Raw genomic sequence first — 23,905 nt, forward strand, 5'->3', positions numbered from 1 at the left:
TGAAAAACCTACTCTACACTTTCCAATGATAGCATATATTTTCCATTTGTATCCTTGTTCGTATGATATTGCACCCGCCATTTTCCCTTTATAGGTGTCACCTCGAGTTTTTCAGCATAAATCTGGTCTTTGGTCACCTCTCCAGACTGAACCAATCTGTTGTTTGGATCGAACAGTTCAAAAGTGAGGCTTCCACCATCCAAGTTAATCTCATGTTCGATAAGCAGCGTATCGAATCTGGTCTTGTTAACGGTAATTTCTCTAACCACCTGTTTATATTTTTCCTCGTATTCATCGGACAAAAAGACACCTTCTGCTGTCCGCATAAAATGTTCTTGATAAAAAAAGGAGTAGTAGCTGATTCCCCCCGCCAAAGCGATAAAGACGGCAATGAAAACGATCCTCCATTTCATTTGCATACCGTTACCTCTCCATCTTTCGGTCTTCTGTAATGACGCCATCTACAATGCGGATGATTCGTTTTGTATATCCGGCGATTTTTTCATCATGGGTAATGACCACAATACTTTTGCCTTCTTCATTCATTTGACAAAGAAGCTCCATTAACTGCGCCCCGTTTTTCTGATCCAACGCACCTGTTGGTTCATCAGCCAGGATCAGCTCTGTTTCAGCAGTCATGGCACGTGCAATGGCAACTCTTTGTTTTTGGCCTCCCGACAGCTTGGAAACATTTTTATTGCTCAAGTCGGCAATCCCGAGTTTGTGCAAATAATAGTCTACTTTTTCCTTCTTTTCCTTGAGGCTCATTTTTCGTTTAAACAAGGGCAGTGCCACATTTTCATAGACGCTGAAATTGTGCATTAAGGCGAAGTTTTGAAAGACAAAGCTGATCGTTTTGTTTCTGATCTGGCTTAATTCTCTATCGCTCAATTTTTGAATCAAAGTGCCTTTTAGCCTGTATTCTCCTTCAGTCGGTACATCCATGCAACCCATAATGTTCAACAGGGTCGATTTGCCTGAGCCAGACGGACCCATGATCGAGACAAATTCGCCTTTCTCCATGCGAAAAGTTACTTGTTTTAAGGCTACGGTTGCATACTCTGCTTGCCCGAATACTTTCGAAACATTATCAAGCTCAATGAATGCCATTCAGTCTCTCCCCCCTACTAACTCGCGAAGTTGGAGTTTTTTGATCCGAAGCAACGGGATGAACACGGAAGCAAGAACAACCAGGATGGATACAAGCATGACTTTACCGTATAAAGGGAAGGCAAACATCTCCAGCTTTATATTCGCTACCGATGAATCTTCGAAAGCTTCCATCACGTAATTCAGCACAACCCCGGAAACTGCTGAAACCGTTACGATCCATACAAGTTCCATGAGAATGATTACGGAAATATCCCTTTTGGTTGCACCTGCCACCATCCTGACTCCCAGTTCATGCTTTCGGGCATGAATCGACGACAGCGTCACCGAAACGATTCCAATAATCGAGATCACTAAAAAGAACATCCCCATGAACAGGGAGAAATTGCTGACTTGCTTCCTGTTTTCCCTGTAAGCATGCAACTCGTCGCCAACTGTTGTCAGCGTTGGATTTATGCCTAATTCTCTCCCCTTTTCTGAAATGGCCGCTGCGACTTGATTGAACTTTTCTGCGGAATCCAGTTGGATGAAGGTGTTATGCATCCTCACCGCTACGTCCATCGGCTCGCTTTCCCTGACAATCGGAAAAAAAGGAGCAAGAAAAAAGTTGTCCAGGTTATCAACCGGATCAGCAATGTAATCATTTCCAGATAACCATTCACTCCTCTGCTCAAGAACTCCAACAACTTCGTACACTATTTTCTTTTCATGGATGATGGTCTCAAACCGATCACCAAGATTGATGACATCCCGGTAGTTATATCCGATCAAAACCGGGATAACGTCACCGTCCTTTTTGGTGAAATCCGCTTCACCCAGTGGCCTTCCGTTGATGATCTTGAATTTTGCATATGAATAGATGCCTTTATCTAAAAAAACGATCTTGTTATTTTCAATCGCATTCTCCAACCTTGTTCCGGCATACTGTTTTTTGTTTTGTTCAAGAAAAGCGCGTTGATTCGGCAAATTTTCCGGTGTGATGGAGGTCGTATCAAAGGAGCCGTACCTCTGCACTCCGGGCGTTTGTTTGATAAAATTCTCCAATTGACCAAATCGTTCGGCAAACCATTCTGTGTCTTCCACATCCGCAAAAGACAACCGCAACGTTGTATCTTTATCCATCTGCGTTACCGCAAATAGCTTTTTCTCTTGATAATGCACGACATCCATGGAAATAAACGCATGATTCATCACCCAAAAGGAAAGCACAAGCTGCGCCATCATCAGAAAAACAGACAGCTTTCTTTTCCGCATGGATGAAATCGCGATGGAAAGGTGCTCCATTTCTCTTCTCCTTATCCCCTGATAGCCTCAACTGGCTGTATTTTTAGCGCCTTGCTCGAAGGGATGGCAGTAGTGACAAAAGCCGTTGCAAAAACGAACAAAATCGCGGCAAAGATAGTGGTGGAGGTAATCTCAACCGGATAATCAAGCCATTTGGAAAGCAAGCTTCTTATCATCCATTGAATAGAAAAACCTATGACTACCGCTATCAGGTTGATGACGCACATCTCCCAAAAAAGCATGGAGACGATATCCGCATTGCTGTAGCCAAAAGCTTTCCTGATACCGATTTCGTACTTTCTTTCTTGAATCCAAAAGGCTGTAAGGTTAATCGCGTTGATGATTGCCAGCGCGTAAACCATTATGGATATGTAGATTTCGCTTCCCCTGTTGGGCGCAACAATCCCCTCTGTTTCTCCGTACGGGGAGGCTGTACATGTCGCTTCCGGAAATAGACGCTTGGCATTTTGTTTAATCTGTTTTTCGTCTGCGTATGTATCTGTATAACTATTGTGGATCAAGAAAGGAATCGTTTTCGCGCTTTGCAATTTGCTCAAAAGCGTTGAGGAAAGCGACGTGGCCGGAATAACAATTTTGTAATCAATCGCTTTTGTCGTTTTTCCTTTCACGCCGATGATTCCGATCACTTCGTATTCTTCGTTATCCAGCAAAATGTACGGTTTTCCGTTCTTGGTGCGTACATCTTTCCCTCTCGCTTTGCCAACCAGGGCTACTTTTTCTCCATGGATGATATCCGTTACATTCAGATATCTTCCTGTTTCTAATGGAAATCTCTGAACAACCTGTTTTGTCCAATATTCAGGCGTTACCGGAGCCATGAGACCATTGTGAAACATTTTTGCTCGGTCCAGAATAACTCCGGTTTGATCCGATATCCCGTCAAAAACCTTGAACAAAGCTCGTACATCTTGTTTGTCCGAAAGCTCCAATTCTATTTTCGTAGCATTCTGAGGTGCGTAATGAACCTGTTGCTGGATGAGCAAATGCGTATTCCTCACACTCGATATGCCTATTGAAATGAGTACGATGGATATGGTCAGACCCAAGATAATCAAAGCGGTTGTGACGGGATGGGCTTTAAACTGATTTTTTATCGAGCTTAACGTCATGTATAACCGTCTCCTGAGTTTTTCAGCATTGCGTATGGTTTAGGGACAAGTTGCCGTCGTAGCCAAACAGAAAATAAACCGGCTATTCCACCGGTTTATTTTCTGTTTGAATGTTACGGGATTCTAGTCATCGGAGAAAGTATCAACGACAAGTTCTTTTTTCCGATCAGAGCTGTCAATCGAGTGTCTACTTTTGAAATACTCGGCGCCCGCATATGTATAGCGGCATTCAGCAAGGCTTTTATCCCGATCGTACTTGCTGCCAGAAACTCCAGAGTCGTCTTTCCACATTTCCAGTCTGACTGCAACATAGTTACTATTGTTTGGATTAATGAAGTCTGTTTCGGCTTCTGCCTTATCTTCATCTAAAAGATTCCAATCGACGTCCAGTTTGATATCAGCCCGCAAATCTTTATATTGAAGTGTGTCGGTTTGTGTCTCCGCATAAGCAGAATTAGCTGCGGTCAGCAAAGCGAGCGTTGCAGCAATACCAAGAAATTTTTTCCCAAGTTCCTTTCCTCCCAAACTTACTTTGTCTATATACCTTGGCCAAGGGTGATAAGGAGAAAACAACAACCAATTAGTAGTTTTTTCCTTATCGGCTTTTATTATATTTATCGCTTTTGTCTTTGTTTGTCGGAATATGTAAAATATAGAAATTTATATTTTATTAACATTTTGTATTTTTTGTGAATTACATGCGTGCGGTTCGCTTCTATCTCCTTGCCATGTTTCCACGAAAAAAACCGACGACCCCCGCATTCAAGCGGTACATCGTCGGTCTTGTCATGCAAGCCTGTTATTTTTTCACCGAAGGCATAACGCCTTCCGGAATCGGGCACACGTACGTTTTGTCGCCGAGGCGGGCTTTCAGCTCGGCTTTTGCCTTTGCGATCAACTCTGGATTTTGCAGCATATCTACCGCAGTAGCAGCCATGACCTTCCCGGCGTGCAGCATTCCTTTGTGCGCCATCGAGGTCGCTCCGAGCGACACCCATTGCCAGGAATGCAGCGTAGAACCGTTGATGAAGCAAGCTGTCGTACATTGCGCTGTCGGCGCGATCCAGCTTACGTCCCCTACGTCCGTGGAGCCGTTCAGCGGAATCGTCGACCCGGTGTACGGGTTCAGCCATGTCACCATGTCCGGGTCCGGCGCGTCTGGCGACTGTCTTTCCGCTGTCGCTTTTTCCTGCGCAGACAGCGTTGCGCGCATCGCTTTTGCCAGTTCCAGCTCTGCTTCGTCGTGCACAGGCACGCCAAGCTCCTGGAAGTTTTTGTACATGACCTCTTCCAGCGTCTTGTTTTGCACCAGGTTAGAGCACGCCTTGTCGAAGACGATCTCTACTTCGGTTTCCGTCATGAGTGCCGCGCCTTTGGCGATTTTGCAGACGCGCTCGTAAATTTCCTGCACCTGGTCGACCTTCGGCGCGCGCACGAGGTAGAGCACCTCGGCGTACGCCTGCACCACGTTTGGTGACAGGCCGCCGGAATTGGTGATCGCGTAGTGCACGCGGGCATCGGTAATGATGTGCTCGCGCAAGTAGTTGACCCCGATGTTCATCAGCTCGACTGCATCCAGCGCGCTGCGGCCGAGGTGCGGACTGGCTGCGGCATGGGCGCTTTTGCCTTTGAACTTGAAGTAAACCTGGTAGTTGGCCAGCGACTCGACTGCCATGATGCTGTTGTAGCCCATCGGGTGCCAGCAGAGGGCAAAATCGACGTCGTCAAACAGTCCGGCGCGCGCCATGAACGCTTTGCCGGAGCCGCCTTCTTCCCCTGGGCAGCCGTAGTAGCGAACCGTTCCGCTCAAGTTGTTTTCTTCCATGTACTGCTTCACGGCAACCGCCGCCGCCAGCGAAGCCGTCCCCAGCAGGTTGTGCCCGCAGCCGTGTCCGTTTGCGCCCGGCACTTCCGGCTCTTCTTTGGCCTGGCCTTTTTTCTGGCTCATTCCGGAGAGGGCATCGAACTCGCCCAGGATCGCCACAACCGGACTGCCGCTGCCGAAGCTGCCGATGAAGGCGGTTTTGATCCCGCCGACGCCGCGCTCCACCTGAAAGCCTTCTGCTTCCAGCGTTTGCGCCAAAAGCTCAGCGGACTGGTACTCTTCGAAGCGCGTCTCCGCCAATTCCCAGATGCGGTCGCTTACTTTAATGAAGGAATCCCGTTTTTGCTCGATCATGTCTGCAATTTGTTTGGTATGCATGTAAAAACATCCTCTCTATGTCGGAGTTGGCAAAAAGGCGACTTTGGCAACAGAGAGTTGCTTTTTAGGCAAGAAGCCGTCTGGCAATCCGCTCCAGCAGCTTGACACTGCGCGGCAAAATTTCTTCCTGAATATCGAACTTCGGATGATGGTGCGGAGCCGGAAGGTCGGTCCCGATCGACATGTACGTCCCTTTGCCGCCGCGCTCCTGCACGCGCTTAATCATGAAGCTCGCGTCCTCGCTGCCCATCGAGTTGTGCTCGCCCATTTTAAACGAGGAGAAGCCTTCCACGTGCTTCGCTTCTTCCAAAGCCAGCTCTGCCATCTCCACATCGTAGTTGATCGGGATCGCTCCCCCGATCACTTCGATTTTGTAGTCCAGCTCATGCATCGCTGCGCTGTGCGCGATGATGTTGCGCACGCGTTGCTCGACCTCGGCGTTGACTTCCTCGGAAACAGAGCGCGTCTCGACTACCATCTTGGCGTAGGCCGGAATGATGTTTGCCGCAGTGCCCCCTTCCAGCACCCCGACATTCACGCGAGTCGATCCTGTGCTAAAACGGGGAATCGCATGAATGTTGAGCAAAGCGGTGGCCGCTCCGAGCAGGGCGTTTTTCCCTTGCTCCGGCGAAGCACCGGCATGGGAGGACACGCCGTAAAAATGAGCGAGCATTTTCGTGGTGGCCAAAAAGCCGTAAGAGCCGCCGTGCACCTCGCCGAGCGGGACGTTGACGCCCAGGTGGTGACAGAAAAGGTAGTCCACGTCGTCGAGAAGCCCTTTTTGCACGATCGAATACGCGCCGCGCACTCCTTCTTCGGCTGGCTGGAAAATCAGCTTGAGCGTCCCGGCAAACTCCCCTGCCGCAAGCGCCTCCGCTACGCCAAGGCCAATCGTCGTATGCCCGTCATGGGCGCAGGCGTGCATGTTTCCTTCGTAGCGGGAGCGGAAGCCGTTCGCCTGCGGAAAGTGGTCCGCATCGGTGCTCTCCAGCACAGGCAACGCGTCCATGTCAAAGCGGAACGCGACAGTGGGGCCAGGCTTGTTCCCTTTTTTCACCCCGATGACAGCGGTGTAGCCGCCGCGCATTTTTTCCAAGATGGCCGGGTTGGCGCCGTCGCGCAGCGCCCGTTCGTAAGCCGCTTCCAGCACCGCCTCGGACGGCAGCCCTCTGCGGGCATCGCCATCCATGGCGTCCTGGCCGTAAATCACGTCGTAGCCGAGGGAAGTCAAAATTTCCACTACTTTCGAAGCGGTGCGAAACTCCGTAAAGCCCACCTCGGGATGCATATGAAAATCTCTTCGTAACGAAACCAGATCCAGCATGTTTTTTTCCTCCTGTTTATTCTCGAGTCATCTTCAGTTCATCACCGGATAAACTCCAGGACCGATTGGCAGACCGACGAAATACCAGACGACCAAGAGCAATGTCCACAAAACAAAGATGGCGATCGGATACGGCATAATCAGGGCGTAGTACGTCCCCAGCTTCGCATCCTTTTTGTACTCCTGCAAAAAGCTCAAGAAGAGCGGGATAAACGGCGAAACGATCGCAAACGGAATGACCGACGAGTCAGCGACCCGGAATGCCACCTGCGCGAATGCCGGGTGGAAGCCAAGCGCCATGAACATCGGCACGAACACGGGCGCAAGCAAGGACCAGATCGCCGAGCCGCTCGCGATAAACATACACAGAAACGCAGACAAGAACATCAGGCCGATAAACACAGGCGCGCCGCTCATGTTCACTTGCTCCAGCAAATCCGTAATCGACAGCGCCAGGAAGCTGCCCATGTTGCTCCAGTTGAACATCGCCACGAATTGGGACAGCGGGAAAATCATGATGATGAATCCTGCCATGCCCTTGATCGGGTCTGTCAGCAAGGCCGGGATGTCATTTTGCTTTTTGATAACCCCAACCTTGATTCCGTACGTAATCGCTACGGTAAAGAAAAAGAGCAAAATGACAGGGACAATACCGGAAATGAACGGGGAAGGCACGATTGTCCCCTGCTTCGGATCGCGCAACAGGCCATTTTCAGGCACGACCAATACGGCAATCACAGCAATGAACACAAGCGCTGCGATACCTGCGGCACGCAAGCCTTTCTTTTGGGTATCGGACAAATCTTCCAGTTTCTTTTCCGATTTGCCTTCGCTTTTGTAAACGCCCAGGCGCGGCTCCACGAATTTATCGGTAATAAACCCGATCGCCGCCGAAAGCAGCAGGACAGAAGCGGACATGAAGAACCAGTTGTCGAGCACACTCACTGTCACGTCTGGATTCACTGACTTGGAAATCTCTGAGCTGATACCGGAGAGCAGCACGTCTGTTGTGACGATCAAAATGTTGGCGGAAAAACCGGACCCGACCCCCGCAATCGCGGCGAGCAGCCCTGCCACCGGATGGCGTCCGACAGCCAGGAAGATCAACGCGCCCAGCGGCGGCATAATCACGAACGCCGCATCAGAGGAAACGTGGCTGAAAAACGCGATAAACGCTACGAGGTAGCTGGCGTAGCGGGCACTGACCCGCAGGGACATTTTGCGAATAACGGCTTCCAACAGGCCGACCTTCTCCGCAAGTCCCACGCCGAGCATGAGCGTCAAAATGGAACCGAGCGGCAGGAAGCCGGAGAAGTTTTTAATGATGTTGGGCAAAAGCCATTGCAAGCCTTCCTGGCTGAGCAGATTTTTGACCTGCACCTGCTCGTTTTTGATCGGATCGACTGCCGTGACGTGAAAAATCGACAAGACCGCGGTAATAATCATCAAAGCGGCGATCAAATAAAGGAACAGCATGAATGGATTCGGCAGCTTGTTCCCGACTCGCTCTACCCATTTGACGAGACCGATTCCTTGTGCATACTCCTCATTCCGGTTTGTCTGTACAGTATGTGCACTCATGGAGCACTCCCCCTTAGGCCGTTTCTTTCTGCTGATAACCATCATTCTCGTTTGTCTCGATGGCGAAACAACAACGTTCTGAATGAGTGGTCAGTCTGGTTGATGGCATGAAAGCGAGAAGGTGAAAGCCCTTTCATTTTCATTTCAACGCAATCCATTCATTCAAGCGCACAGCAAAGCTCGTCGCCGCGCAGATACTCCTTTCTTTTTTCGGTCGGCAATGACAATTATACGAATACAAAAAGACAATTTCGTTTAATTGGATTATATAACCTGGGTAACTTTTTTTCAATAGAATTGTTTGACTTCTTGAAAAATAGAAAAGCTTCCATGTTTATCCCTTGTTCCCCGGCTTTGACATTCGAAAACCGGGCCGTGCCAAACCATTGGCGCAGCCTTGGTTGCGCTGATACCGGGCAAGAATCTTATCTATCCATTCTTATCTGCACAAAAAAAGCAACCACCCATGCGAGTGGTTGCCTTCTTTGCTTCCTTATTTACTTGTAGCAGGTCGGTCACCTGGGCCGTCTGGTTGACCGCTTATTTTACGCCTACAGCGTCATACGCTGCCTGAACAGATTTGACTTGTTTGGAGCTGGCACCGAACAAGTCGGTTGCGGACTGTATCGCAGCACGGCGCATAGCCGAGAAGTTGGAGTAAGGCGTCAGGTAGTGCGTCAGAGCGTGGTAGTAAATTTTCGCCGTATCTTCGCGGCCGATGCCGTTGACGTTCACGCCGTAGTGCGTGCCGCCTTCTGCCAGCAGGTACGCTGCCTTGTTGTTGATTCCGCTGTTGATGTGGACGCCGCCGTTATCTTGGGAGCCGGTGTAGCGCTTGCTGTAGTGATCCGGGTCGCCGTACTCCGATGGGTCTTCCAGGGAACGCAGTCCGTCTCCGTTCGTACCTGGCGTGTAGATGTCCTCGCCCATCAGCCAATCGTCGTCGTCAATCATCGCACCGAAAATATCGGAAATCGACTCGTTCAACGCTCCCGATTCGTTTTGGTAAATCAGTCCTGCTGTCTTCTCGGTGACAGCGTGGGTCAGCTCATGCGCTACTACGTCCAGCCCGCCGGACAGCGGCAGGAATGTGCTGCCGTCTCCGTCTCCGTACACCATCTGGTAGCCGTTCCAGAACGCGTTGTTGTATCTCGTGCTGTAGTGAACGGTGGAGCGGATCAAAGCGCCGTTTCCATCGTAGCTGTTGCGGTTGTGCACGTCGCGGTAGTAGTCGTACGTTCTTTGCGCATACGCGTGCGCGTCGACTGCCGCGCCATCTGTCCAATAGTTGTCGCTGTCGCTCAGCAGCGTGCCAGGGAGCGTAGTGCGGTTATTGGCTGAGTATGTCTCGATGCCTTTTCCGCGAGTCTTGTCGCTCAGCACGTACTTGCCGCTTTGCAGTGTCGTCTCGAACTGCTTCGTATCGCCCAGCACGCCTGTTCCGCTTCCGGTCACGTGGTCGAGCATATTGTATTTGTTGATGACATCTCCGCTGTGCGCGTCGATAAAATACATCCAACGGCCAGGCTGCGGATCGAGGAAGTTCAGCTCAACGGCATACGCCAGGTAAGCTTCATCCTCATGCACGTAAATGTACAGCTTCGCCTCTGGGTCGCGGATGAAATCCGGCTCTTCGCCCACTTCATCCTCGATGTCCTTGATTGCTTGTTTCAACGCTTTTTGTTCACTGAGCTTCGGCTTTTTCTTCAACTGCTTGTTGTCATCGAGATCTGGAATGAACTGGCCCAGATAAGACGTGACATTGCCGTCCGCATCTATGTGAACTGTTTGCTGGAAGCCGTAAATCGGAATGCCGTTGTAGACTTCCTGCAGCCGGTAGTGCTTCGTATCCGTCTCTTTGTTGCGGACCTGATTCACAATTTGGAAGTGGTCCTCTACGTCTCCCTGGATACGGAACTCGTCTTTGTACTTCTCGAGGTATGACCAGACGACGTCATCCCCCTTAGCCCCTTCTGGCTCCCAAGCTTCCCCGATATACTGCGGTGTGTCCCACTGTTTGCTGTAATCGATTTGCTTCGGTTTGGCCAGAGCAGGCACCGATGCAAATCCCGACACACCTACGGCAATGCTGAGAGTGAGGCTGGTGGCAATGTAAGACTTTTTCATTCTAAAAAATTCCCCCAATCAAAAGATTATGAATGTATGAAACATTTTATCTTATTTGCTTTTTCTGGAAAAAATCCCTTTTTTCTCGGTATTTTTTTGCCGACATTTTCTCCATTTCTTTGACAAAAATCGCGGACTGGCAGTTCACGCTACCATACACCCGGCTTGCGCAGGCTTGTTCCTCTGGCTCAAACGGCCCGGCCAAGCGAGTGCCAAGGCTACCCGGAGCGGCTCGTCCCGAATCGGCGGATCGCTTCTGCACCAACAAAAAAACACCCGAGCTTATCGGGTGTTTGCCTGCTTTTTCAGCGCACAAGCGTGTATATTTTTTTCGGCCGACCGCGCATCGCCTGCTGTTCCTCGCCTTTGTACTCGGCAAGCTCCACTTCGCACAGGCTGCCCATGATTCGCTGGGCATTGCGCACCGTCATGGACAAATACGAAGCGATGTCTGTCGTGGTGAACGATTTCCAGCCCATCCGCTGCACCAGCGCCCGCAGCTTGTGGTACGTCTTGACGCTGACGTTGGCCTTGTTCAGCTTTTCGAGAAGCTCCCGGTCATTGGAGCGGTAAGCGTACTCCAGCTCCTCCGCTTCTCCCACCGATTCCATCATGACGCCGTTGTCCTGCACGACCACGATGCCGAACTGCGGCCGCTCCTTGGCGTGCTGAATCGCTTTTCTCGCGTTGTTTTCCGCAGAAAAAGCCGTATCGCCGAAGCCTACGCCGACTGCGACAGGCACGTCCGCCTCCAGCGAGAGCTGCTCGACCGTGTGGCGAAGCATTTCGATCTCCCGCTGGATCGCGCCGCGCGAGCTGAAAATCTGGTAGCGGCCGTTTCCGTTTGCCATCAGCGAGCCGTCCAGGCGCTCGCAGAGCAGAAGCAAAATCTCCCTGATTTTCAGCTCCAGATGTTGCAGATGGAAGCGCGTTTTCGCCCGCTCGGGAATTTTGTCGAACTGTTCCAGCTCGATGATTTCCACCCCGATTTGCGTGTGCTTGAAATACGAGCTTTTCGCTTTTTCGATGACGATCTTCATCGCCTGGCGAATCTCCATCTTCGTCATCAGGACGCGGTACACGGGAATGCCGGCCTCGCGCAGCGCCTGCTCGACGGAAAACAAGGTGGTGAAAGCGCCCTGCGTTTTTCCTTCTTTCCATAGAGAGAGATGGAACTGCGTAATGACATCAGGGTCGTAATGCTCGTCGTAGGTCATCACGTGCATTTCTTCCTCGGGAATATTCAGTTCGGACATCGCTTCGCGCAAATACGTCCCTTCTGAATCAATCATATCGACAGAGATGCGCTTCACGACTTCATTGTGATCGATCGACATCTGGATGAAGCAACGATACAGATTAGACCCGGTCGGCGGACAGTAGACGATATTGGCATCCGGGCTCAACACATTTTTGGCGATCGTAAAAGGAATCGGGCCAGAGAAAAACCACCCGTTAAATTCCGGGTTATGCTCCTGCACGATTCGGCTCACTTCTCTTGCATCGTCATAGGTGAAGGGAACGAATTCGATTTCATGCTCAAACTCATTGGCAACAGCCAGTATCCGCTCAACTGAGGGGGGCGGGCCCACAACACCGATTTTATACATAAGGGCGTAAACTCCTACCTGATTTGATAGCTTCCATAATTGGTTACCTCATTCTTATCATTTGCCGACCACTTTGTCTACTGGTGTCATTCATTCCTCTTCGCTAAATTAGTTAGCTACTTAACCAGTTACAAAACAGTGAGTTGTATCAAGCATTTGCCAAGAATACTTTGTTAATCACCTAACATAAAATTTTTTTTTCGAGCAAGATAAATATTACCTTTGCGAAACAAAACGCAAACAAATATTCTGAATATATGTTTCTATCATTTCCAAGGGGGATTTACATGAAAAAGGGCATTGCGCTGGCAACCTGTCTTACCTTGCTGTTCGGGGTAATCACAGGCTGTTCGAACTCGACAACCACTTCCCAACCGGCGGGCCAACCATCCGCCACACCGACAGAGGCGACAAAGGCAGAACCGATGGTGCTGCGCTGGAGCATCAACAGCGAACCGCCTTCCATGGACCCTGGCATCGCAGTTGACGCCGATTCGTTTGACATGATCTACGCCGCTTTTGAAGGCTTGACCAGCTACGACCTGAACGGACAACTGACCAACGCCACCGCAGAGAGCTTCACCAACACGCCGGACTACATGAACTACACGTTCAAAATCCGCAAAGACGCCAAGTGGAGCAACGGCGATCCTGTCACCGCCCACGACTTCGTCTATGCGATCAAACGCAACCTCGATCCGAAGACAGCGTCCGAGTACGCCTATCAGCTTTACTACATTAAAGGAGGAGAGGAATACAATACGGGTAAAGGAAAAGCCGAGGACGTAGGGGTAAAAGCACTCGACGACTACACCGTCGAATTCAACCTGAAATCGCCTACGCCGTTTTTCCGTGAGCTGACCTTTTTCCCGACGCTCTTCCCGCTGCACCAAAAAACAGTGGAGGGCAACCCGCACTGGGCTGCCGAAGCGAAAACGATCGTGGGCAACGGGCCGTTCATCATGGACACCTGGGAGCACAAAAGCAAGATCGTCTTCACCAAAAACCCGAACTACTGGGACAAGGACAACGTAAAGCTGGACCGTCTGGAAATTTCGATGATCGAAGACAACAACACGGCTTTCTCCATGTTTGAAAACGGCGATATCGACTGGGGCGGCTACCCGGCCTCCACGCTGCCGCCCGATGCCATCCAGTCTCTGAAGGACGCAGGCAAGCTGATGGTAGCGGACAACCCCGGCACGCAATCCGTCGTGTTCAACACGAACCAGCCGCCTTTCAACAACAAAAAAATCAGACAAGCCTTCTCCTACGCGATCAACCGCCAGGAAATCATCGACAACATCCTGCAAACCGGCGTACCAGCCGCTTACGGATGGGTGCCGACCTCGATGGGCCTGAAGGCGGACGGCTACTTCAAGGAGGACGCAGAAAAAGCGAAACAGCTTCTGGCAGAAGGGATGAAGGAGCTTGGCCTGACTGCCTTCCCGACCGTCACCTACACTTACGACACTACCGACACGAACAAAAAAGTGGCGGAAGCTTTGCAAGACCAGTGGAAAAAAGTGCTCGGCGTCGACGTGAAGCTGTACAACGCAGAGCTGAAAGTGTACCGCGACATGCGCTCCCAGGCCAATTTTGACCTGATCCGCTTCCAGTGGGGCGCAGACTTCAACGATCCGATCAACTTCCTGGAAATGTTCCGCGACAAAACAGGCGGCAACAACCACCCGGATTGGGAGAATGCCAAATTCAAGGAACTGATCGACAAGAGCTACAACGAGCCTGACCTGGAAAAACGCAAGCAAATTTTGCTCGAGGCGGAAACCATCCTGATGGACGAAATGCCGCTCGCGCCGATCAACTTCCGCGGAAGCCCTTATGTAAAAAACGACAAGGTGAAAGACTTCATCATCTTCCCGCTCGGGGGCGCGTACTTCAAGTACACGTCGGTGGTGACGCAGTAGCAGGTGCAACGACAGAACACGAAATGTATTTCACGAATGAGCTATAACGAAAGACTAGCCGGTTTTCACCTTGCCAAGGGTGTAACCGGCTTTTTCTGTCCCTACATTGCTAAATTTGAAGTAAGATGCAGAGAAAGTTGGGACTAAGACGAGTATATGAATGCAATCAAGACAATAAACACTTCATTCCTTGTGAATAGCTGGCTAATTGAATCGAAGGACTTTTTTCATTTGATTCTCGTGTATCTCTATTTTACTTAGGAACAGGTTGATTAAACGAATAACTTCGTTCCTCATTCAACAAAAAAGATCCTAAGTTAAAAAACTGTCAAACTTGGGATATTCAAAAATCCCTGATAGAACACATATGTCATGCCATGATATCTACTAGTGTATCAAGTTGAGCCTGGTCATGAACAAACGCTGGAGCCAGTTGTATGTATTTCTGAATAGGTGTCTCGTTTTTAGTCCGCCACAAACATGTTAATTGTATTTTTGGTGATTAACTATTTGAATCAACTACTTTGACTTAAGGAGCTGATCCACTTGTTAAACAAATGGAAGGTACTTCTTTTCATTATTTTAGGTGTATTTGTTTTATTTTTCATCACTGGACTTACTAATTTCTTGGTTAGTTCATAAGAACAGTTTGGGTTCACTAGAGTTAATAAACTACTAAACATTAAGAGATTTTTCCTGCTGAATCCGTGGCTTAGGCGAGCGAAAAAGGGGGGCTCATTCCCTTGTCCACAGTTCCTCTTTTCTGTTAAATCACTTATTTTCTAGTGAAATTTCCTCTGCGCAAGTAGTTGATGATTCTCAATTTCTAACTGTTGCCGATATTGTAGAATCAGAGTACTTAACAAAATACACCAATAAATTCAAAACTTATGAAGAAGTTAGAAAAAGTGCTGGTTTTACCTTGGACGGAACTATTGATGCAGAAACAATCAATAATTCTACTGGCGAAGGACATAAAGGAATAAAAGTAAATAATGTAGATGAATATGCCGCTTTGTTATTCTATTTAAAGGATCAAGATGGTCAAACCCAAACGGTAAAATTAAATGGACCAGTTAAGCCTAAGCCTGGTGTTGTTACTCCGTTTGCAACAAAAACTTTTGAAAAAGTTGTCGCTAGCGCCCTGACCCAAACTGTTATGGGGTATGTTACCGTAACTTATGATAATGGAAAAATATCCAAAGCTGTAACATCTAGTGAACTAATTGGATTTCATCCTATGAATACTTGGAAACATAATTCTGATAGGTCCTATGTAGATTTAAATTCAAAGAAAACCGGTGGAACTGCTTATATTGAGGGAACATTAAGTTTGGTTGTTTTAATTGAGGGAGTAGGTACAATTTCTACTAAAACTCACAGTACGTATATTGATTTTTCTATCTAGGTTTTCGTTGTAAAAGACATCTGAATAATTTAGAGGTTCACGGGGCTGTCTAATAAGTCCCCAAAATAAAAAAGTTGGACGGGAAAACGCAATATTTCCCGTCCAACTTTTTTGTTTTTGCTGGAAAGTGGCGAGGCGGATACCCGCCACCTTCAGTAAGTTGTGGGCCAAAGCCACAATCCCAAACTCAGTGTGCACCTTCTCCAGTCCTCGCAAGGAGAACCGACGGAACGACCGCTTGTCCTTGATGTGACCGAACACGCTTTCGACCTCGACTTTACATCGAGCATAGATCGCGGATTTCTCGTCATCCTCAAGGGCTATTTTTGCCTTAACTTTTAGCTATTCCCAAATCGTGTTCCAGTGTATCTGACGGTTGCCTTTTGCTTTCGTACAAGCCGGTTTGAGTGGACAATCGCTGCACTCTTCGCATTCATAGATCTTGAAACTTTGCTCCAGACCCGATGCCGTTTTCCTGGTTTTGTATTTCATAAAGGAAACGTAGCGGCCATTCGGGCAAACGAACCGATCTTCCAACTCTTCATATGTCCAGTTGGATGCGTGACGGATGTCCTTCTTGTACCGACGGGTTTTTTCTTTCTTATAGCCACCATAGGGAATCAGGAAGTCGAAACGGGGCTCTTTTTCTTCTCCGATCGCATACAAGTAGTTCTCTTCGCAGCCATAGCCCGTATCGGCAAAGAAGACGCCGCTAGTCGCTCCAGATGAGGGAGGAAGCAGCGCGTATCGGTAGGGCATTGGTGCAGACTGTAGAACAAAATAAACTGGTTTTCCGTCGCCAGTTGTACATTGTAACCCAGTTTCAGTTGACCGTTTTTCATGTGGTCTTCTTTCATCCGCATAAACGGGGCGTCCAGCAGTCAGTTTACATTGACTTTCTGGACAGCCCCTCTTTAATCAATTTAATCGAAGTGATTCCGCATATTCGTAAGAGATAATTTGTTCGTCTCTGGTTTGTTTCCATGCTTCTTCTTCATGAGCGAAGTCACTGATCGTTCTGGATCCATATGTTTTAAAATAATCTTCCACGTAACGAAGTACATCCCAATCTGCATGATCAAAAATATTGGGATCAAAATCCTTCTTAGCCTGAATGAGTATCATCGTGTATCCTTCAGGATTTTCCTCTTCCCGGATAGAAATAAGATCCAGTCCTGCCATTGTTCCCAATACGAAATCATGCTTTTTAGGGACAGGACCATATGGCAAATGCCAATATGGGGTGCCACTTATTGGCTTTTGTGTTCTCTTATATCTGAGGAAGTCAGAGTACCATAATAACTTCATGAGTTTAGTTTTCAAAACATGTTCTCTGGAGAAAAACAAAATCATGTGGAACAGTTTTTGATAGTTAAATGTGATCCCCCCTGTCTCAATCGTATTATTATGCGGCTCATATGTTTTCTCCAATAATCGCTGACTTGAATCCTCGATATCATCATTATCAATGAATGACTCGAGCTTTTTTTCCACCGTTTTCAATTCATCCGGTTCGAAGTTGCTTTTGTTCTGTTCAAAAAACTGCATGATTGATTTCGGATTACTCTTCAGCAGCTTATAGATTCCAATCTGAGTTGTATCCGGAGAAGATGTGCCCAGTTCATATCGCTTAATTGTCGCAATACCCATATTCAAAAGCTTCGCAAACAAATATTGTGAAAGATCATATCCCTTTCTTATTTCCTTTAACATTTCCGGATTAACAGAGTGCTTAATTTGATAAAGGTCACTCACCTGTTTGAGGGTTTTATTATCCAGTTCTTCATCAGTAACAGCATTTCCACATTCTGTGCATTCAGCGTACTCTTCAATAATCTCAAACTGCTCATTCCGGTAAGTGTATGTGGAGTTCCTTTCTTTGACCACGGCTTCGCGTTCGCAACGGCACTCATCACAATACCTTATCCTTTTCAACATATGAATTTTCCTCCAATGAATAATTCGTAGAATATAGTTTAATGTTTATTTTATGATATAAAGTGAGTTTAAAATTTTAAGGTTGGGGATGGGGGAAGGAGCCCATCCACCACTCACATATTTTTCTCTGCAATATAATCGTTAAGTATTAAGTTCTATGGTTCGTCTTCATGAAATGAGAGGCAGACACAGCCACGTCCGTTCGTCTCAATCTTTAACTTGATGTAAGCAATGACTCCGTTTATTTCCATTTTGAACACCCAAACGACCAGGGGACTTCCAGGTCCATCTTGATGGTCATGCATTGGACCGGAGTGATAATGAGTATGATTTAGGTCATTTACGATGCACTCCCACGCTGCATCAATACTGGTTAAGTTCATATCGAGAAGTTGTTGCAAATAATTTTTACCTTGTCGATTTCGCCTTACGAAGTGTTTCTTTCCTTCAAGTATTAATTGCTTCATCTCCGCAAGGACAGTCTTACACGTTTCCTCCAAACTCACTTTTTCACCTCCCTACTATGATATCCTAGACAGTATCAATTGATACCTAACTAAAGATTACCACAACTTGTCCACGGTATCAATTGATACTTTTTATTTCCGAGTGTGAACCATCAGAATCCTGCGTAACTACTTTGAAAATTCGCTGTGAACGGATCAATAATTATCCTGGTATGAGCTCTCATAACGAAACCCTTCATCTACCAACTCATGGTACTTGTAAAACAAAGAACCAATCCCTGTGATCCTTCCGTCTGTCTGTATTCCTCCCGTAGCTGCAATTTTGCGTCCTTTTACCAAGTTTTCACCTGTAAGCTGCTGGTACACCTTTAAAGCGCGAGACAGACTGCTTGAGTCCCCTTTAAAATCATCCCTGGCAATTACTTTCGCAGGGAGGGTATTCAAATCTAGTTTAGGAAATTCTTGATCTGACCTGGACATTTGCCTTCATTAATTTTTCTATGAACAATTGTTTGGTCATTTTCAGATCTTGCTTCCCATAAATATTCACTGTCACTGTCTCGTCTGGGATAGTTTGAGGATACCTTGTCCAATAAATGATCTTTGGTATAGAACTCTCACCGTTGATCGAGACAATTTGATCGCCATTTTGCAGGAAATTTTCAACTTTATTCAGAGCATTCACGCGAGCAATTTCCTCAAATTTTGGCTTCGGTATAGCCTGTTTGTTGCTTGCTTTAAGTCCCGTTCCAGCAAAAGGCAACAACCCCGGCTGCTCCTGCCAGACAGGCAGAACAACCGGGGTTGTTTTTCGCGTCTTTCAGTTTTACACCGTCACAGACTGCTGCTGTACTCCGTTGAACACTTTCGTATCCAACTCTTTCGTCGCCCGGCTCGTCAACAGCCCGGCCGTCATGCTGCCGCTCACGTTGAGCGCTGTCCGGCCCATGTCGATCAGCGGCTCCACGGAGATGAGCAGCCCGACAATTGCCACCGGCAGGTTCATCGTCGACAGGACGAGCAGCGCGGCAAAAGTCGCTCCGCCCCCTACTCCGGCAACGCCGAAGGAACTGAGCGCGACAACGACGATCAACGTCAGGATGAACGAAGGCGTCAGCGGATCGACTCCGGCCATTGGCGCTACCATGACGGCCAGCATCGCGGGATACGTGCCTGCGCAGCCATTTTGACCGATCGACAGGCCGAAGGAGCCGGCAAAGTTGGCGATCCCTTCAGGCACACCCAAGTCTTGCGTCTGCGTTTTCACATTCAGCGGCAATGCCCCTGCACTCGTGCGGGAGGTGAAGGCGAAGGTCAGGACAGGAAACGCCTTTCGCACGTACGTGATCGGGTTCAGTCCGGCAAAAGCCAGCATCAACAGATGCACGACAAACATGAGCACCAGCGCCACGTACGAAGCGATGACGAATTTGCCAAGCTGCCAGATCGCATTGTAGTCGCTCGTCGCAGCTACGCGCGTCATGATCGCCAGCACCCCGTATGGCGTCAGGCGCAAAATCAGCGTCACGACGCGCATGATGATGGCGTGCAGCGCGTCGACGATTTTCGCGAACAATTCCGCCTGCTCGGGACTTTTCTTTTTCACGCCCAAATACGCAATCCCGATAATCGCCGAGAAAATGACAACCGCAATCGTAGAAGTAGCCCGATCCCCCGTCAAATCGAGGAACGGATTGGCCGGGAGCAGCTCCAAAATTTTTGCGGGCAAGGTCATGTTTTGAATATCGCCCAGCCGTTGCTCCACCTGTTCAATGCGCGCCGCCTCCGCTTCTCCCTGCTGGAACTGGCTTGCGTCCAGATTGAAAGCAAACGTCGAGGCGATCCCAATTGCGGCGGCAATCGCTGTCGTGCCGACCAGAAGCCCGATAATCAGCGAGCTGATTTTGCCGATGTTGTTGGCCAGCTTCATTTTGGTAAAAGCGGCAACAATCGAAATGAACACCAGCGGCATGACGATCATTTGCAGCAGCTTCACGTAGCCTTTGCCCACGATGTTGTACCACTCGATGGAATCTTTCAGGACGTCTGATTTTACTCCATAGGCGAATTGCAGGATGAGTCCGAAAACAATCCCGATTCCGAGACCGACAAATACTCGCTTGGAAAAAGAAATATGTTTCTTCTGCATGGCATACAAGCCGCCAATGAATAAGAGCATGATAATAATGTTGAGAATCGTAAGAAGTGTTGACATATTTTCCCCTCCCTTTCTCCTTTGAACTCGTAATGTCCATCTTGTCGGTCTAGATATAGTTATATTACCAACAATCCCTACTGGTCAAGTAAGACTTATGGATACACTGTCGAAACCTGCACTTTCTCCTTCGCTGATGTTTATGCGCTCCGCGCCGCTTTATGCGTGTGCGCGCTCTTTTTCGCTGTTCGCCAGACGCTCCGCTTTTTTGCACGAAAAAAAGGAACCGCCACCAGGGCGATTCCTGTCTGCTGTTTGCTTGTGCCAATGACAATTGTACTCGTGTGGCTACTTGGATTGTCTGCTGAGCAGTGTCCACAGCCAGGTGAGCATAGCCGCTCCGATTACCCCGGCAATGACGTTGAAGCCAGCCCACATCCACAGCCAATCGCCCAACACCAAGTCTCCAAGCCAGCTTCCCAGAAGCGCAGCGATGAGCGAAGCCCACCAGTTTGTTCCTGCCGCTTTTCCTGTCAAAATCATGTTCATTGCCCACCAGACAACGACGCCGACGACAGCCCATACGAACCAGAACATCCGCACACACTTCCTTTCTCATGATGGTAACGCTTGCATAAGGGCTCGAAAGATGAATGGATATCTACTATAATCCTATGAAGAAAAAAGCAAAATGTGCCTGACCACTTTCCTTTTCCCAAAACAAAAATACAGCCGGCCGCCCGCTTGAGCTGGTGGGGCGACCGACTGCCTTTTTACAGAAATCCCATGTATTTAATTGGTGTACAGCTCTGCCCGGCGATTGGCGACGCTCGGCAGCTTGCCGCGCACGCGCTGAATCCGTTCCAGATCCAATTCTGTTATCAGCAAAGTTTCTTCTTCTCCGGCGCTGGCGATCACGACGCCCATCGGATCGACGATCATGCTGCGTCCCGCGAAAATGTTGCCAACCTGGTCAGCCGCGCACACGAACATCGTGTTTTCAATCGCCCGCGCCCGAACCAGCGTCTCCCAATGGTCCTCCTTCATCGCGCCCGCTACCCAGCCTGCGGGTACGAACAAAATATCCGCTCCTTGCAGGGCAAACTGCCGCGCGATCTCGGGAAAGCGCACCTCGTAGCAGACCATCAGCCCGATTTTGCCAAACTCTGTCTCCACCACGCGATACGGATTGTCGCCAGGCGCAATAAAGTCTGATTCGATATAGGAAAAAGCGTCGTACAAATGCGTCTTGCGGTAGGCGTGAATCAGCGCGCCCTCGTGATTAAGAAAGACCGTCGTATTGTAGGCGCGGTTCTCGTCGCCGTCAATCGCTTCGAACACGCCGCACACCACGTAGAGGCCGTGCTGACGCGCCGCCTCCGCCAGTCCCGTCACAAACGGGCCGTCCAGCTTTTCCGCCACCTCGGCTGGCGTCACTCCCGACTTCGGCGTGGCTGGCGCGCTGTACATCTCCGGCAAAATGACAAAGTCTGCCCCGGCTTTTTTGGCTTTGGCGATATAGTCTTGCGCTTTTTGCAGATTCAGCGCTTTGTCCATGCTCGCTGTAAGCTGTGCAATCGCTACTTTCATCTTCTATCCCCCGTCCTTCCCCTACGTGCAAAATCTGTTTGCTCTTATATGCTAGTATAACGGATATTCGCCCAGTTCCAAGCAATAATGCTTTACCCGCCGTGCTCGTTGTATATAATGGACTAGTCATCTTTTGCACACCCCAGTTATCGGGAGAGGTGAGTTTTATGTCTATCCGCATCAAGCTGCTGCTCTCCTACACGGGGATGCTCGTCATCAGTCTGCTCATGTTTGTTCTCGCCGCCAGCCTGTTTACGATTGCAGCCACAGGCGACATCCACAGCTTTCGCGATTTTTATAAAGTGTACTACTAGCTCAACCCGCTCACGAGCAGGAAGAGTCGATTTTTCTCGAACTGAAATACCTCGCCAAAAGCGAGCCGGACGAGCTGCTCGACAAGTCGTTGCTGCAAGACTACGATTTCAAGCTGCGAACCGTCCGCGCCGGCCTGTACGTCCGCAGGAAGAGCAACCAGGTTTTCGAATCGCTCACCTTCAACCAGCCGGAGCTGGAAAAAAGCCTTCCGCCCTACGACCTGAACAACAGCCAGATTCGCAACACGTTCAACATCGGGGAGCGCTTTTACGCCTACGCCAAATTTGACTTCCTCTACTCGGACGGGGCAAAAGGCAGCGTGTTTGTCATTCGCGAGCGCAGCCCGTTTGGCGAGGTGACCCGCAGTGGGCGACCATCGAGATCAGGGACAACGGGATCGGCATTCCCGAAGAAGCAATCCCCCATCTGTTCGAGCGCTTTTACCGGGCGGAGCAATCGCGCAATTCCTCGACGGGCGGCAGCGGTCTGGGACTTTCCATCGCCCGCCAAATCATCGAGGGACACGGCGGCGACATCTGGGTGAAAAGCAAAGAGGGCGTCGGCACGAGCCTGTTTTTTACTTTGAGACGATCGAACTACCTGGGAGGGGCCAAGCCACATGACGACGCGCATCCTCATCATTGAAGACGAGACGACGATCGCGCAGCTCGAACGCGATTATTTTGAACTGAACGGCTTTCAGGTCGATCTGTGCCACAACGGAAACGAAGGCTTGCAGCTCGCCCTGCGCGACGGGTCGGCGGCTGGGCTGGCGAATCCCGGGCCGAGCTGACAGTCGAATAAACCACTTTTCATGCGAACAACCAAACGAGCAGAAAGGGGCCGGTTCGCCATGCTGCAAGCAAGTCTTTTGACCGTCGCCCTCCTGCTGGCAGGGTGTGCGGCGAACGTGGATACGCTGCTTGCGAGCAGCGAGCAGCAAGCGACACAGGCGGAAAACGACGAAATGGACAAGCGAAATCAGGCGTTGCTTGCAGCAGTCAAGCAGGGAGACACAGAAACGATGCAAAAGCTGCTCGCGGACGGAGCCGACATCAACGCGACGGATGAACGCGGACGGACGTCTGCAATGATCGCGGTGCACACGAACCAGCTTGCGATGTTCAACCTGCTCGTGGAACATGGCGCGAACATCAACATCCGAGACGACCGCTCCGACAATCCGCTGCTGTACGCAGGCGCAGAAGGCAAGCTGGACTTTGTGCGGGCCGCTATAGCGGCAGGTGCCGATACGACCATCACCAACCGTTTTGGCGGCACTGCCCTCATCCCCGCCGCTGACCGCGGGCATGTGGAGATCGTCCGGGAGCTGCTCACTACTTCGGACGTCAACATCGACCACGTCAACAACCTCGGCTGGACCGCCTTGCTGGAAGCAGTCATTTTGGGAGACGGGGGCAAAAAGCACCAGGAAATCGTCCGGCTGCTGATCGAGCACGGAGCCGATGTCAATTTGGCCGATCACGATGGAGTCACTCCCCTCCAGCACGCCAAACAGCGCGGCTACAAGGAAATGATCGAAATGCTCACAAAGGCGGGCGGAAAGTAAGCCATTTGGCATCTGGCAGCCACAAGCAAACAGGACAGGAACGTCAGTCAGAACTGGCTCTCCCGTCCTTTTTTTGTCCTGTTTTGTAGTCCAAAAGACTCGGTCGCGCCAAAACTTTTTCCAGCGTTGCGCGTATCACTAATAGAATGAAGCTTCGCCTGCATA

At 49.5% G+C, this 23,905-nt stretch carries 19 protein-coding genes and 3 pseudogenes; 5 read left to right on the plus strand and 17 right to left on the minus strand.

The features are described from left to right. Positions 1-8: 8 nt before the first annotated feature. The 10 genes from BA6348_RS24560 to BA6348_RS24605 all read right to left on the minus strand — a co-directional run bounded on the left by BA6348_RS24560 (position 9) and on the right by BA6348_RS24605 (position 12,369). Positions 9-419, minus strand: coding sequence for a hypothetical protein (locus BA6348_RS24560; protein WP_005832164.1), 411 nt, complete (start codon positions 417-419; stop codon positions 9-11). A 4-nt stretch (positions 420-423) separates the two neighbouring features. Further along, positions 424-1,110 (minus strand): ABC transporter ATP-binding protein, encoded by a 687-nt coding sequence (locus BA6348_RS24565; RefSeq protein ID WP_005832167.1) that lies wholly within the window; start codon positions 1,108-1,110, stop codon positions 424-426. Continuing rightward, positions 1,111-2,394, minus strand: a complete 1,284-nt coding sequence (locus BA6348_RS24570; RefSeq protein WP_005832169.1) for an ABC transporter permease — start codon at positions 2,392-2,394, stop codon at positions 1,111-1,113. Between the two features lie 11 nt (positions 2,395-2,405). Then, complete coding sequence (locus BA6348_RS24575) at positions 2,406-3,524, minus strand: ABC transporter permease (RefSeq protein WP_005832171.1); 1,119 nt, start codon at positions 3,522-3,524, stop codon at positions 2,406-2,408. A gap of 123 nt (positions 3,525-3,647) precedes the next feature. Further along, positions 3,648-4,049 carry a hypothetical protein gene (locus BA6348_RS24580; RefSeq protein WP_052006624.1) on the minus strand — a complete coding sequence of 134 codons (402 nt, stop codon included), beginning with the start codon at positions 4,047-4,049 and terminating at the stop codon, positions 3,648-3,650. 274 nt (positions 4,050-4,323) lie between these two features. Continuing rightward, a complete protein-coding gene (locus BA6348_RS24585) occupies positions 4,324-5,727 on the minus strand; it encodes a M20 family metallopeptidase (protein ID WP_122952953.1) in 1,404 nt (467 codons plus the stop codon). Positions 5,728-5,791: 64 nt separating this feature from the next. Then, entirely contained in the window at positions 5,792-7,051 is a 1,260-nt protein-coding gene (locus BA6348_RS24590; protein ID WP_122952952.1) for an amidohydrolase, read from the minus strand. A gap of 33 nt (positions 7,052-7,084) precedes the next feature. Then, positions 7,085-8,632: an AbgT family transporter gene (locus BA6348_RS24595; RefSeq protein WP_122952951.1), complete on the minus strand. Its 1,548-nt coding sequence runs from the start codon at positions 8,630-8,632 to the stop codon at positions 7,085-7,087. Between the two features lie 540 nt (positions 8,633-9,172). Continuing rightward, a complete protein-coding gene (locus BA6348_RS24600; protein ID WP_005836258.1) occupies positions 9,173-10,759 on the minus strand; it encodes a M4 family metallopeptidase in 1,587 nt (528 codons plus the stop codon). Between the two features lie 305 nt (positions 10,760-11,064). Continuing rightward, positions 11,065-12,369, minus strand: a complete 1,305-nt coding sequence (locus BA6348_RS24605; protein ID WP_005830768.1) for a hypothetical protein — start codon at positions 12,367-12,369, stop codon at positions 11,065-11,067. A gap of 287 nt (positions 12,370-12,656) precedes the next feature. Here BA6348_RS24605 and BA6348_RS24610 point away from each other — a divergent pair, with 287 nt between their 5' ends. Beyond that, positions 12,657-14,297, plus strand: coding sequence for a peptide ABC transporter substrate-binding protein (locus tag BA6348_RS24610; RefSeq protein WP_007777104.1), 1,641 nt, complete (start codon positions 12,657-12,659; stop codon positions 14,295-14,297). 922 nt (positions 14,298-15,219) lie between these two features. Continuing rightward, the gene (locus BA6348_RS24615; protein ID WP_129552251.1) at positions 15,220-15,705 is read left to right on the plus strand and encodes a hypothetical protein; all 486 of its coding nucleotides are present in this window, start codon (positions 15,220-15,222) and stop codon (positions 15,703-15,705) included. Here the strand turns inward: BA6348_RS24615 and BA6348_RS24620 are convergent. The 7 genes and pseudogenes from BA6348_RS24620 to BA6348_RS24655 form a co-directional block, all read right to left on the minus strand. Beyond that, a pseudogene (locus tag BA6348_RS24620) lies at positions 15,640-16,464 on the minus strand (transposase). The gene BA6348_RS24615 and the pseudogene BA6348_RS24620 overlap by 66 nt on opposite strands. A gap of 159 nt (positions 16,465-16,623) precedes the next feature. Further along, the gene (locus BA6348_RS24630; protein WP_005830773.1) at positions 16,624-17,643 is read right to left on the minus strand and encodes a type II TA system antitoxin MqsA family protein; all 1,020 of its coding nucleotides are present in this window, start codon (positions 17,641-17,643) and stop codon (positions 16,624-16,626) included. Positions 17,644-17,798: 155 nt separating this feature from the next. Next, complete coding sequence (locus BA6348_RS24635; RefSeq protein WP_005830775.1) at positions 17,799-18,149, minus strand: hypothetical protein; 351 nt, start codon at positions 18,147-18,149, stop codon at positions 17,799-17,801. Positions 18,150-18,561: 412 nt separating this feature from the next. Further along, the gene (locus BA6348_RS24640) at positions 18,562-18,876 is read right to left on the minus strand and encodes a hypothetical protein (RefSeq protein ID WP_005830777.1); all 315 of its coding nucleotides are present in this window, start codon (positions 18,874-18,876) and stop codon (positions 18,562-18,564) included. 60 nt (positions 18,877-18,936) lie between these two features. Beyond that, the gene (locus BA6348_RS24645) at positions 18,937-20,325 is read right to left on the minus strand and encodes an L-cystine transporter (protein ID WP_122952950.1); all 1,389 of its coding nucleotides are present in this window, start codon (positions 20,323-20,325) and stop codon (positions 18,937-18,939) included. A 288-nt stretch (positions 20,326-20,613) separates the two neighbouring features. Further along, positions 20,614-20,862: a hypothetical protein gene (locus BA6348_RS24650; RefSeq protein WP_005830781.1), complete on the minus strand. Its 249-nt coding sequence runs from the start codon at positions 20,860-20,862 to the stop codon at positions 20,614-20,616. A gap of 195 nt (positions 20,863-21,057) precedes the next feature. Continuing rightward, complete coding sequence (locus tag BA6348_RS24655; protein ID WP_026558210.1) at positions 21,058-21,855, minus strand: carbon-nitrogen hydrolase family protein; 798 nt, start codon at positions 21,853-21,855, stop codon at positions 21,058-21,060. 167 nt (positions 21,856-22,022) lie between these two features. Here BA6348_RS24655 and BA6348_RS27740 point away from each other — a divergent pair. The 3 genes and pseudogenes from BA6348_RS27740 (at position 22,023) to BA6348_RS24670 (ending at position 23,740) form a co-directional block, all read left to right on the plus strand. Then, positions 22,023-22,815, plus strand: a pseudogene (locus BA6348_RS27740) (sensor histidine kinase). Then, a pseudogene (locus BA6348_RS24665) lies at positions 22,790-22,924 on the plus strand (DNA-binding response regulator); the annotation flags it as partial. The pseudogenes BA6348_RS27740 and BA6348_RS24665, both read left to right, overlap by 26 nt. A gap of 99 nt (positions 22,925-23,023) precedes the next feature. Further along, entirely contained in the window at positions 23,024-23,740 is a 717-nt protein-coding gene (locus tag BA6348_RS24670) for an ankyrin repeat domain-containing protein (RefSeq protein ID WP_005830787.1), read from the plus strand. Positions 23,741-23,905: the final 165 nt, after the last annotated feature.

The sequence above is a fragment of the Brevibacillus agri genome, assembly GCF_004117055.1.
Taxonomy (GTDB): Bacteria; Bacillota; Bacilli; order Brevibacillales; family Brevibacillaceae; genus Brevibacillus; species Brevibacillus agri.

What these genes read in the sequence shown, in the direction of transcription:
- BA6348_RS24560 (WP_005832164.1), bottom strand. Translation starts at nt 419, where the DNA reads ATGCAAATGAAATGGAGGATCGTTTTCATTGCCGTCTTTATCGCTTTG.
- BA6348_RS24565 (WP_005832167.1), bottom strand. Translation starts at nt 1,110, where the DNA reads ATGGCATTCATTGAGCTTGATAATGTTTCGAAAGTATTCGGGCAAGCA.
- BA6348_RS24570 (WP_005832169.1), bottom strand. Translation starts at nt 2,394, where the DNA reads ATGGAGCACCTTTCCATCGCGATTTCATCCATGCGGAAAAGAAAGCTG.
- BA6348_RS24575 (WP_005832171.1), bottom strand. Translation starts at nt 3,524, where the DNA reads ATGACGTTAAGCTCGATAAAAAATCAGTTTAAAGCCCATCCCGTCACA.
- BA6348_RS24585 (WP_122952953.1), bottom strand. Translation starts at nt 5,727, where the DNA reads ATGCATACCAAACAAATTGCAGACATGATCGAGCAAAAACGGGATTCC.
- BA6348_RS24590 (WP_122952952.1), bottom strand. Translation starts at nt 7,051, where the DNA reads ATGCTGGATCTGGTTTCGTTACGAAGAGATTTTCATATGCATCCCGAG.
- BA6348_RS24595 (WP_122952951.1), bottom strand. Translation starts at nt 8,632, where the DNA reads ATGAGTGCACATACTGTACAGACAAACCGGAATGAGGAGTATGCACAA.
- BA6348_RS24600 (WP_005836258.1), bottom strand. Translation starts at nt 10,759, where the DNA reads ATGAAAAAGTCTTACATTGCCACCAGCCTCACTCTCAGCATTGCCGTA.
- BA6348_RS24605 (WP_005830768.1), bottom strand. Translation starts at nt 12,369, where the DNA reads ATGTATAAAATCGGTGTTGTGGGCCCGCCCCCCTCAGTTGAGCGGATA.
- BA6348_RS24610 (WP_007777104.1), top strand. Translation starts at nt 12,657, where the DNA reads ATGAAAAAGGGCATTGCGCTGGCAACCTGTCTTACCTTGCTGTTCGGG.
- BA6348_RS24630 (WP_005830773.1), bottom strand. Translation starts at nt 17,643, where the DNA reads ATGTTGAAAAGGATAAGGTATTGTGATGAGTGCCGTTGCGAACGCGAA.
- BA6348_RS24645 (WP_122952950.1), bottom strand. Translation starts at nt 20,325, where the DNA reads ATGTCAACACTTCTTACGATTCTCAACATTATTATCATGCTCTTATTC.
- BA6348_RS24650 (WP_005830781.1), bottom strand. Translation starts at nt 20,862, where the DNA reads ATGTTCTGGTTCGTATGGGCTGTCGTCGGCGTCGTTGTCTGGTGGGCA.
- BA6348_RS24655 (WP_026558210.1), bottom strand. Translation starts at nt 21,855, where the DNA reads ATGAAAGTAGCGATTGCACAGCTTACAGCGAGCATGGACAAAGCGCTG.
- BA6348_RS24670 (WP_005830787.1), top strand. Translation starts at nt 23,024, where the DNA reads ATGCTGCAAGCAAGTCTTTTGACCGTCGCCCTCCTGCTGGCAGGGTGT.